At 45.5% G+C, this 10,935-nt stretch carries 11 protein-coding genes, 1 rRNA gene and 1 other RNA gene; 5 read left to right on the top strand and 8 right to left on the bottom strand.

The window, feature by feature from the left end; translation table 11 throughout:
- Nucleotides 1-182: 182 nt before the first annotated feature.
- Nucleotides 183-1,734 (bottom strand): 16S ribosomal RNA (locus tag KYJ26_RS02685).
- Between the two features lie 452 nt (nucleotides 1,735-2,186).
- On the opposite strand from KYJ26_RS02685, the gene KYJ26_RS02680 reads away from it, so the two are divergent.
- The gene (locus tag KYJ26_RS02680; RefSeq protein ID WP_219165803.1) at nucleotides 2,187-2,666 is read left to right on the top strand and encodes a PaaI family thioesterase; all 480 of its coding nucleotides are present in this window, start codon (nucleotides 2,187-2,189) and stop codon (nucleotides 2,664-2,666) included.
- Nucleotides 2,667-2,742: 76 nt separating this feature from the next.
- Here KYJ26_RS02680 and KYJ26_RS02675 read toward each other — a convergent pair whose 3' ends face one another.
- The 7 genes from KYJ26_RS02675 to tadA form a co-directional block, all read right to left on the bottom strand.
- Nucleotides 2,743-3,006: a pro-sigmaK processing inhibitor BofA family protein gene (locus tag KYJ26_RS02675; RefSeq protein WP_206858361.1), complete on the bottom strand. Its 264-nt coding sequence runs from the start codon at nucleotides 3,004-3,006 to the stop codon at nucleotides 2,743-2,745.
- A gap of 62 nt (nucleotides 3,007-3,068) precedes the next feature.
- On the bottom strand, nucleotides 3,069-3,287 hold the full coding sequence (locus tag KYJ26_RS02670; RefSeq protein WP_044340677.1) for a YaaL family protein: 219 nt from the start codon (nucleotides 3,285-3,287) through the stop codon (nucleotides 3,069-3,071).
- Nucleotides 3,288-3,304: 17 nt separating this feature from the next.
- A complete protein-coding gene (gene recR, locus KYJ26_RS02665; protein WP_219165802.1) occupies nucleotides 3,305-3,901 on the bottom strand; it encodes a recombination mediator RecR in 597 nt (198 codons plus the stop codon).
- A gap of 11 nt (nucleotides 3,902-3,912) precedes the next feature.
- Nucleotides 3,913-4,236 carry a YbaB/EbfC family nucleoid-associated protein gene (locus KYJ26_RS02660; protein WP_219165801.1) on the bottom strand — a complete coding sequence of 108 codons (324 nt, stop codon included), beginning with the start codon at nucleotides 4,234-4,236 and terminating at the stop codon, nucleotides 3,913-3,915.
- Between the two features lie 19 nt (nucleotides 4,237-4,255).
- Nucleotides 4,256-5,944 carry a DNA polymerase III subunit gamma/tau gene (dnaX, locus tag KYJ26_RS02655; RefSeq protein ID WP_219165800.1) on the bottom strand — a complete coding sequence of 563 codons (1,689 nt, stop codon included), beginning with the start codon at nucleotides 5,942-5,944 and terminating at the stop codon, nucleotides 4,256-4,258.
- A 151-nt stretch (nucleotides 5,945-6,095) separates the two neighbouring features.
- Nucleotides 6,096-6,360: signal recognition particle sRNA large type (ffs, locus tag KYJ26_RS02650), an RNA gene on the bottom strand.
- Nucleotides 6,361-6,458: 98 nt separating this feature from the next.
- Nucleotides 6,459-6,947: a tRNA adenosine(34) deaminase TadA gene (gene tadA, locus KYJ26_RS02645; protein WP_219165799.1), complete on the bottom strand. Its 489-nt coding sequence runs from the start codon at nucleotides 6,945-6,947 to the stop codon at nucleotides 6,459-6,461.
- Between the two features lie 84 nt (nucleotides 6,948-7,031).
- Between tadA and KYJ26_RS02640 the strand changes: the two genes are divergently transcribed.
- From KYJ26_RS02640 to KYJ26_RS02625, 4 genes are all read left to right on the top strand, one after another.
- Nucleotides 7,032-7,571: a cysteine hydrolase family protein gene (locus KYJ26_RS02640; RefSeq protein WP_219165798.1), complete on the top strand. Its 540-nt coding sequence runs from the start codon at nucleotides 7,032-7,034 to the stop codon at nucleotides 7,569-7,571.
- 78 nt (nucleotides 7,572-7,649) lie between these two features.
- Entirely contained in the window at nucleotides 7,650-8,936 is a 1,287-nt protein-coding gene (locus KYJ26_RS02635) for a glycoside hydrolase family 18 protein (RefSeq protein ID WP_219165797.1), read from the top strand.
- 218 nt (nucleotides 8,937-9,154) lie between these two features.
- The gene (locus KYJ26_RS02630; RefSeq protein ID WP_219165796.1) at nucleotides 9,155-9,811 is read left to right on the top strand and encodes a deoxynucleoside kinase; all 657 of its coding nucleotides are present in this window, start codon (nucleotides 9,155-9,157) and stop codon (nucleotides 9,809-9,811) included.
- Nucleotides 9,795-10,463, top strand: coding sequence for a deoxynucleoside kinase (locus KYJ26_RS02625; RefSeq protein ID WP_044340684.1), 669 nt, complete (start codon nucleotides 9,795-9,797; stop codon nucleotides 10,461-10,463). The genes KYJ26_RS02630 and KYJ26_RS02625 overlap by 17 nt, the downstream gene beginning before the upstream one ends.
- The last annotated feature ends 472 nt before the right edge of the window (nucleotides 10,464-10,935 follow it).

Genomic DNA, 10,935 nt, shown 5'->3' with positions numbered 1-10,935 from the left:
CTAAGTGGACTCGAACCACCGACCTCACGCTTATCAGGCGTGCGCTCTAACCAGCTGAGCTATAGGCCCATATTCCATAAAAATGAATGATAAGCAATACTTACCATTGTTTGTTTGATGATTAAACCATCAAAACTGAACAAAACTTCGACGTGTCAAACGTTTTAGTAAATCTTCCTTAGAAAGGAGGTGATCCAGCCGCACCTTCCGATACGGCTACCTTGTTACGACTTCACCCCAATCATCTGTCCCACCTTAGGCGGCTGGCTCCAAAAGGTTACCTCACCGACTTCGGGTGTTACAAACTCTCGTGGTGTGACGGGCGGTGTGTACAAGGCCCGGGAACGTATTCACCGCGGCATGCTGATCCGCGATTACTAGCGATTCCAGCTTCATGCAGGCGAGTTGCAGCCTGCAATCCGAACTGAGAACGGTTTTATGGGATTGGCTAAACCTCGCGGTCTTGCTGCCCTTTGTACCGTCCATTGTAGCACGTGTGTAGCCCAGGTCATAAGGGGCATGATGATTTGACGTCATCCCCACCTTCCTCCGGTTTGTCACCGGCAGTCATCTTAGAGTGCCCAACTGAATGCTGGCAACTAAGATCAAGGGTTGCGCTCGTTGCGGGACTTAACCCAACATCTCACGACACGAGCTGACGACAACCATGCACCACCTGTCACTCTGTCCCCCGAAGGGGAAAGCCCTATCTCTAGGGTTGTCAGAGGATGTCAAGACCTGGTAAGGTTCTTCGCGTTGCTTCGAATTAAACCACATGCTCCACCGCTTGTGCGGGCCCCCGTCAATTCCTTTGAGTTTCAGTCTTGCGACCGTACTCCCCAGGCGGAGTGCTTAATGCGTTAGCTGCAGCACTAAGGGGCGGAAACCCCCTAACACTTAGCACTCATCGTTTACGGCGTGGACTACCAGGGTATCTAATCCTGTTTGCTCCCCACGCTTTCGCGCCTCAGTGTCAGTTACAGACCAGAAAGTCGCCTTCGCCACTGGTGTTCCTCCAAATATCTACGCATTTCACCGCTACACTTGGAATTCCACTTTCCTCTTCTGCACTCAAGTTCCCCAGTTTCCAATGACCCTCCACGGTTGAGCCGTGGGCTTTCACATCAGACTTAAGGAACCACCTGCGCGCGCTTTACGCCCAATAATTCCGGACAACGCTTGCCACCTACGTATTACCGCGGCTGCTGGCACGTAGTTAGCCGTGGCTTTCTGGTTAGGTACCGTCAAGGTGCCGCCCTATTCGAACGGCACTTGTTCTTCCCTAACAACAGAGCTTTACGATCCGAAAACCTTCATCACTCACGCGGCGTTGCTCCGTCAGACTTTCGTCCATTGCGGAAGATTCCCTACTGCTGCCTCCCGTAGGAGTCTGGGCCGTGTCTCAGTCCCAGTGTGGCCGATCACCCTCTCAGGTCGGCTACGCATCGTCGCCTTGGTGAGCCGTTACCTCACCAACTAGCTAATGCGCCGCGGGTCCATCTGTAAGTGGTAGCTAAAAGCCACCTTTCAACATTTCCTCATGCGAGGAAATGAGTTATCCGGTATTAGCCCCGGTTTCCCGGAGTTATCCCAGTCTTACAGGCAGGTTACCCACGTGTTACTCACCCGTCCGCCGCTGATATCAGGGAGCAAGCTCCCATCAATCCGCTCGACTTGCATGTATTAGGCACGCCGCCAGCGTTCGTCCTGAGCCAGGATCAAACTCTCCGATAAAAGTTTGAATAGCTCTTAAAATAAATCTAGAATTAACGTTGACGTTATTGTCTTGTTTTGTTCAGTTTTCAAGGTTCAATGTTTCGACGGGCTCTCTTGAGCACCTCTTAAATATAACATTTTTCGCTATAAAGCGTCAAGCTTTTTTTGAAATTTGTTTTCCGCCTTGTTTTGGCGACAAGGAATATAATAGCATCTTCTACTATTTAGAGTCAATACTATTTTTTCATCTTTTACTATTTATTTCAGAAAGCATCATTTCTTTTCCAAACTTCTATACATCCAGTTGATGGAGGAATAGTTCTGTAGAGTTTTTCTTTGGGACGACTTCCATGGTATGAGGGAGATATGCGAAGATCAATTCTTCCCAGAAGGAAGAACGAATAAAGGAAATTAAGGTCGTTTATAGAAGAGTATTAAAGAATGAGATTGTGTTGAAGGGAGAATATAGAATGAATAAGCTCATGAATGCCATCCAGGACCAATACCCCGATGATTTCGCTTGGTGCTATGGGTGTGGACGCCTCAACCAAGGTGGCCATCATCTTCGCACAGGGGTAGATGGAGATCACACTGTCACGTTCTACACCCCTAAACCGGAACATACGGCTTTACCGGGTTTTGTGTACGGAGGATTGATTGCGTCTTTAATTGATTGTCACGGCACGGGTTCAGCTTCGATTGCTCTACATCAGAAAAACGGCGGGGAAGTAGGAGACGGACAGGAGCCACCGCGGTTCGTGACGGCATCCCTGAATGTCGATTTCATGAAACCGACTCCTCACGGTGTTGCATTAAAAGCTGTTGGTACAGTTCAAGAAATCCATCCAAAGAAGTTTAAAGTGGAAACGGAGGTCTTTGCAGAAGGGGAATTGTGCGCCCGTGGTGAAGTGACAGCAGTTGTCATGCCAAAAACATTTTTAAGTAAATAGAGAAGAAGGGCAGTCAAGATTCAGGAAAACGCACCTGAATCTTCGACTGCCCTTCTTCTTATTATTCTATGGATCTTTATAAAATCCACATCTGAATAACCGTCAGACCCACTACTCCCGGAATACCCAATATACCTGAAATGGATGAAGTAGCTACATTTATAGGTACGTGAATTCCGTACTGACTGCCAAAGGCGTTCAGGAAGAATAGGAATAGTGCTCCGATCATGACCTTCATGGCAACTTGTCCAACAAACCGAAGCGGCTTGATAGGTGTGCCGGCAGCCAGCAGCAGAACGATCAGGCCACTGATCACCGCAATGACAATTACTGGGTTCATACCCTTCTCTCCTCTCAACTAAGAACATCATTCGTCTCTTACTGATAGGATATGAAGGTTGTCTACCTTTTTATGACGATCTTTCTATGTTTTGCTTCTCTGAAGAGAAAAAAATATTTGGCTTCTGCAATTTTCGAATGACAGTGGATGTTCAAATTATAATCCACGCTCATCTCGTCGATGGAACGCTGTTGATTCCAATGATCCTTGGTTTCGTCTAAAACGTGCAGTAAGGATTGGTCATACTCTTTTTTCAGCTTTCCTTTTTTTCGGAAAAACATAGGTATCCACTCCTTCGTTAAACGTCTCTTCTTCCTTCAAGGGCTTTCGATAAAGTTACTTCATCAGCATACTCGAGATCTCCGCCTACTGGAAGTCCATGGGCAATCCTTGTAATGCGGATTCCTGATGGTTTGACGAGGCGTGAGATATACATGGCTGTCGCTTCCCCTTCGATGTTAGGGTTGGTGGCAAGGATCACTTCCTGGACTTCGTCACTATGGAGACGTTTGATGAGGTCAGGTACATTGATGTCTTCAGGACCGATTCCATCCATCGGGGAGATGGCTCCATGAAGCACATGATATTGACCGTTATATTCTTTCATCTTCTCCATGGCAATGACATCTTTAGGGTCCTGTACCACACAGATGATGCTGCGATCCCGTCGTTGATCCTCACAGATATAGCATGGATCCTGATCGGTTATATGCCCGCAGACGGAACAGTAACTCAAGTTCCGTTTCGCATTGACCAGTGCTTTTGCAAAGTCCAATACGGTGTCTTCTTTCATACTAAGAACAAAAAAAGCCAGGCGGGCCGCCGTTTTCGGCCCGATTCCCGGCAATTTCATAAAGCTGTCGATCAGCTTTGATATAGGCTCAGGATAGTGCATGATATTGCCTCCTAGAACATTCCCGGCAGGTTCATTCCTTTAGTGAATTGACCCATAGTGGAGTTCGTTAATTCATCCGCTTTCTTCAGTGCATCGTTTGTTGCTGCAAGGACTAGATCTTGTAACATTTCTACGTCTTCTGGATCTACCGCTTCTTCATTGATTTTTACATCAAGGACTTGTTTATGACCGGAAACAACAACTGTTACCATTCCGCCGCCAGCTGTACCTTCGATTTGCTTTTCACCAAGTTCCTCTTGAGCTTCCGCCATTTTCTTTTGCATCTTTTGCATTTGTTTCATCATATTTTGCATATTACCGTTTCCACGCATCATAGTATTACCTCCAGTATTTTTAATCGTTTAGTTCTATTAGATCCATACCGACAAGCTTTTCAGCTTCCTTCAATAGAGAGTCTTCTCCTTGTTCTTCACCGGATGATTCCCCATCCTCTGTTTTCGAGTTTCGGATAAAATCTTCTCTTATGCTCATCCACTGGTCTTCAGGAATTCCTATAGCCGCATAACTGTTTCCTGTAAGCTCCTCCAATATGGAAGCAATCGCTGCTGTGAAAGCTTGATTCTCCATGGCCATCTGACAATGGATATCATATTTAAATTTTAACACAAAAGAACCGTTTGTCGCTGCTACAGGTTCTGCATCGTTCAACAGTGCAGACTGCGATCGCATTTGACGTTGATTCAATGTTTCAACCATGTCACCCCAGCGGCTCTTGATCAGATTGAGATCTTCTTTCGTAGCCGTGCGGAGTACTTCTTGAATCTTACCGGTCGGAGCACGAAACCCTTTCTTCGCCCTGATCGGTTTCTTCGCCGTTTGTTGAGCGGGCTCAGCCTGTACCTTGACACCATTGGCCTTCAACTGCTCGATTTCCTGTTCAAGAAGCTTGATCTTCTTCATCATCTCGTTTACTTCAGGAGAGGAAGCCGACGCTGGCGCTTCCATTTGGCATAGCTTTACAATGGATACTTCCAAGTAAATTCGGGCATGGTTTGTAAACTTCATTTCCTGGCCGGCCTGATTCAATACATCAATGTACTGATATATCTGACCAGGCTGCGTTTGCCCCGCTAATTCTTTAAAGTCATCATCGAGCATGACTCTTTCAAGCGATTCTTCAAGATTTGGTGCCGTCTGGTATAACAACATATCCCTGAAATACAGGATGAAGTCTTCAGCGAATCTTGCCGGGTCCTTCCCTTGAAACAGGAGCTCTTCCAACGCACCGAGACCAGTAGTGACATCCCTCTCAAGGATGGCTTTCGCCAGGGTATTCAAGTAGCCTTGGGAAACGGCACCCGTTACCGTCAGGGCGTCATCCACCGTCACCTGATCCTGACTGAAGGATATTGCTTGGTCGAGAAGACTGAGGGCATCACGCATCCCGCCCTCAGCAGCCCTTGCGATAATCGTCAGGGCGTTTTCTTCATAGTTCACACCCGACTCAGTTGCGATATGACTCATTCTTCCCACTATGTCCATAGCGGTGATACGCTTAAAGTCAAATCGTTGACAGCGGGATATGATCGTCAGGGGAATCTTATGGGGCTCCGTCGTCGCCAGTATGAATATAACGTGTTTAGGAGGTTCCTCCAATGTCTTCAAAAGCGCATTGAATGCCCCGATGGACAGCATATGAACCTCATCGATAATATAGACTTTATATTCAACGACGTTCGGGGAATACTTGACCTTATCCCGGATGTCACGAATCTCCTCAACCCCGTTATTGGAAGCGGCATCGATTTCAATGACGTCAGGGATCGAACCGTCCGTAATTCCTTTACACGCATCACACTCATTACAAGGTTCCGCTACAGGTGAACGTTCACAGTTAACGGCTTTTGCCAGTATCTTCGCTGCACTCGTCTTTCCTGTTCCCCTTGGTCCAGAGAATAAATAGGCATGGGAAATCTTCTGATGAAGGAGGGCATTTTGCAACGTTTTCGTTACATGCTGCTGTCCCACTACATCAATAAATGACTGAGGACGCCACACACGATATAAAGCTTGATATGCCAAAATACTCCCCCCTCTTTTTATGTACTATAGTGTCTCTATTATAACGTAATGTAAATCCCTTTTACAAAGAAAACCGGAGATCATTTTAAGAATCATATAAACAAAAAACTCACCCTGAAATGGATGAGTTGGTTGTATATAAGTTAAACTGCCGTGCACCTTTCGTCGACAAGCATCCATAGGCGTTACTCAAGCAGTTAGCTCGGCCCAGGCAACCCTGCGGCACATGGGAGCTTCCACTTAATGCTGCTTCCTTCCGGACCTGACATGGTTCATGGATTCCCATTGCGCAGGACCCAGGCGTCAACACCACTTACTTGAGGCAGGCCCTACAGAGTGCTAGCCTCGAAAAGGAATTCGGTCTCGCTGGAGCGGATTGCGAGTACAGGGCACCGCTACCTCCCCACCTAGCACGGCAAAATTGATACCATATTTAGTTGCGCCATTAGTGCGACGCAAAATTAAGTATACTAGGATATACGGTAAAAAGCAATGATGGAATGCTGTAAGTTATTTACATTTCCGAAACTCCATTCTTCTTTTCCTTCTTCTTACGTTCCCTCAAGTCTTTGAAGAAACGGGAAAGGATTCCACCGCATTCTTCAGCAAGTACTCCAGGTACTACTTCACACTGATGATTGAACCGTTCATCCTCCAGTAAATTCATTAACGTTCCTGCACAACCTGCTTTCGGGTCTTTAGCTCCGTACACGACTTTCTCGATTCTTGACAGGATGATGGCACCGCTGCACATGGGGCATGGTTCAAGCGTGACATAAAGCTCTGCTCCTTCCAACCTCCAGGTGCCCAGCTTCTTACACGCCTCTTGAATCGCCAGTGTTTCAGCATGGGTAATCGCATTTTGCGTGGTTTCCCTCAGATTATGGGCACGGGCGATGATCTCACCATCCATGACAATCACCGCTCCGATCGGAACTTCCTGGATTGCCGCTGCTTTTTCTGCTTCAATTAATGCTTCTTTCATAAACTGCTCTTCTCTCATACCATGTACTCCCATAAATTTATTTCTCTATTCTTTATAAAATATCCCCATTCACACCAAACTATAAATGAAAGGGGCATACATATGATACCTAACAATACCGCTCTTCTGATTATTGATATCATGAATCCATTTGATTTCAAACACGGGGAAACCCTGGCAGAACACACTTCCAAGATTATCGATCCCATTAACTCACTGCGTGAGTATAGCCAAGCCCACCGGCTTCCTACCATCTATATTAACGACCATTATGAGCTTTGGAAAGCAGATTACGAAGAGATTTATAAGAAATGCCATAACGAAGTGAGTGATGGCATCATGACCCCGCTCCAACCTAAGGAAGATGATTATTTTCTTATTAAACCCAAGCATTCCGCCTTTTATGGAACAGCTTTAAACACGCTCCTTCACCATCTTTCTGTAAAGAATCTGATCATTACAGGGATTGCAGGGAATATATGCGTCCTCTTCACAGCCAACGACGCTTATATGAGAGAGTTTAATCTGATGGTACCCATGGACGCCATTGCCTCCGTCAGTGATGAAGATAATCACTACGCATTGACCATGATGAAAAACGTGTTAAAAGCAAAGATTGATCCAACCGCGGGGATTTTATAATTTTTTCAACCCAAATCATATTGTATCCTCCCATTTCATAGGCTGATTATAGTGAATGAAATGGAGGAGGTCTGTTTTATGCAAATACATGTTGTCCGGCCAAACCAATCGTTATTTGGCATCGCCCAAGCGTATGGATCAACAGTGAAAGATATAGTGGATGCGAATGAACTGCCAAACCCAGATAATTTAGTGATCGGACAGTCACTGGTCATACCGATCATTGGAAGCTTTTATTTTGTCCAACCCGGCGATAGCCTTTGGAGTATCAGTCAGAAGACAGGAGTACCATATCAGGAACTGGCGAGGGTAAACGGAATCTCCCCCAATCAGCCTCTACAGGTAGGGTTTCGTTTATACATTCCCCAGAAACCAAAGGGGAAAGCAGAGTTTAATGGCTATGTAGAACCGTATGGGAAGGAAGTATCACCGAACCTTGAAGAAAGCGCCAAGGAGGCGGCACCTTATCTCACGTACCTCGCTCCGTTCAGTTTCCAGGCCAAGCGCGATGGAACACTGAAAGAACCTCCCCTGGGTAACCTCATTCAAACCGGAAAAGACAATAATAATGTCATGATGATGGCCATTACCAATCAGGAGGATGGGACCTTCAGCGATGAACTGGGACGAATTCTGTTAACCGACCAGGCCATCCAGGATAAGTTCCTTGACAACGTCGTCAAAACAGCTAAGAAATATGGATTCAGGGATATCCACTTCGACTTTGAATATTTGCGCCCTCAGGACAAAGAAGCCTACAACCAATTTTTGCGAAAAGCGAAGGCGCGTTTCAATCAGGAAGGATGGCTCCTCTCAACCGCACTTGCCCCAAAGACCAGTGCGGATCAAAAAGGGAAGTGGTATGAAGCACATGATTATAAAGCACACGGTGAGATTGTCGATTTCGTCGTCATCATGACGTACGAGTGGGGTTACAGCGGCGGCCCTGCCATGGCGGTGTCACCTATCGGACCGGTCCGGGAAGTCCTGGAATATGCCGTTTCAGAAATGCCACCTTCCAAGATTCTCATGGGACAGAACTTATATGGATATGACTGGACCTTGCCTTTTGTACAAGGAAGTACCGCGAAAGCGATCAGTCCTCAACAGGCGATTAAGATTGCCGCTGATAACAATGTCAAAATCGAGTATGATCAAAAAGCAAAGGCACCATTCTTTAAATACCGGGATGCAAATACCGGGAAAGATCACGAAGTCTGGTTTGAAGATGCACGCAGCATCCAGGCTAAATTCGATCTTATGAAAGAACTAAAGTTGCGAGGGATGAGCTATTGGAAGCTCGGCCTCTCCTTCCCTCAAAACTGGTTGTTAATTTCCGACAATTTCAATGTCGTGAAAAGATAATTAATAGAAGCTGAAGGATGGGTAAATCTATAAACACCCGCCCTTCAGCTTTTTATTTACGTTTTCATAAAACCTCCTCACATATGGTCGATATAATGAACAGGGGAAATATGCTGAACAAACCATCCATATATTGTGTTACAATAATTCCTGTCGTATTTTTTTATTTTTACATTATTTCCGAGAAAAAGATTGCCGTAATATGAGGAGGACAATTAATGGGGCGCATTCCTTTCATTACCGTTGAAGGCCCGATTGGAATAGGAAAAACCTCTCTAGCAAAAGCGATTTCCGATCATTTTCAATTTCACCTGTTAAAAGAAATCGTAGATGAAAATCCATTCTTAGATAAATTCTATGATGACATTGAAGAGTGGAGCTTTCAAACAGAGATGTTTTTCTTATGCAATCGATATAAACAACTGGAAGATATCGAGAAACACTACTTATCTCAGAACAAATCTGTTGTTGCAGATTATCATATTCTTAAAAACATCATCTTCGCAAAACGTACGTTAAAGGATGAACAGCAATTTAAGAAATACCTCAACATCTATGATATCCTGACGTCTGATATGCCAAGACCCAATGTGGTCATTTACTTGAACGCTAGCCTTGATACCTTACTTAAGCGAATCGAAAAAAGAGGAAGGGATTTCGAAAAGAAAATCAGCCCTCTGTATTTGAAGCAGCTATCACTTGATTACGAGGAATATATGAACACATTCGAGGAAACACACCCGGACATCCCTGTTCTTCGCTTTAATGGCGACCACGTCGATTTCGTTCAAAATAAAGAAGATCTGGAACATATTCTCACTCAATTAGAAACTACACTAAAAAAAGGAGTTCACTATCATGAATCTTCGCACTAAATACGGGATCCCGAACAATGCCGTGATCACCATTGCCGGAACGGTCGGTGTCGGGAAATCCACCATGACGAACGGATTGGCGAACGCTCTCGGCTTCCGCACGTCATTCGAAAAAGTGGATACGAACCCATATCTCGACAAATTCTATCAAGACTTTAAAAGCTGGAGCTTCCACCTTCAAGTCTACTTCCTGGCAGAACGCTTTAAAGAACAAAAGAAAATCTTCGAATATGGCGGTGGTTTCATTCAAGACCGCTCCATTTATGAAGATACTGGCATATTCGCCCGCATGCATTATGAAAAAGGCAATATGAGTGAAATTGATTATGAAACCTACACAAGCCTTTTCGATGCCATGGTGATGACGCCATACTTCCCGCACCCTGACCTGTTGATTTACCTTGAAGGATCCATTGATAATGTCGTGGATCGCATCCGTGAACGCGGTCGCCCGATGGAACAGCAAACACCTGTTGCCTACTGGGAAGAAATGCACGAGCGCTACGAAAACTGGATCAACTCCTTCAACGCATGTCCTGTCCTCAGACTCGACATCAGCGAATACGACCTCGTCAACGACCAAAACTCCATCGAGCCGATCGTTGAAAGAATAGGGTATTTCATTGAACAGACGAGAATGTTGAAAAGCTGAATATATAAAAGAGACTACTTAATCCTATATGGAGAAAGTAGTCTCTTTTATTATTTTTTAAAGGCTTTTTTCGTAAACATTGTTGCTTTTGGATGTAGCGAGTGGCGGTTGATTTCCGGCTACAGGTGCTCGCTTTCCGCGGGGCTGGCGGTGAGCCTCCTCGGCTGCGCCTGCGGGGTCTCACCTGTCCAGCTACGGCGGCTAGCCCCTCGAGGTCATAAGCTAAATGGTCCAAGAAGGCAAAAGAACGCCTTCTTAGCCCATTCATCTTATGCTTGTCGGAGCTGAACGAGCCGCCTCCGCTTTTCGTGCTGTCCAGCGTTTCCCGCAGGAGTCGAGCACCTTCCGCTCCAATCAACTGACGAAAAGTTTGACTATCACAAAGAAAAAGTGGAGATTGCGTATGCCACTGCTTTTTCATTCGTTGCAGTGACTGATTTTATTTAATAGTCCAATACTCTTTTTAAACTGA

The sequence above is a fragment of the Rossellomorea orangium genome (assembly GCF_019334305.1).
In the GTDB taxonomy this organism is placed as follows: domain Bacteria; phylum Bacillota; class Bacilli; order Bacillales; family Bacillaceae_B; genus Rossellomorea.
The sequence above is the reverse complement of the archived record's forward strand: the minus strand, read 5'-3'. Positions and strand labels throughout refer to the sequence as shown.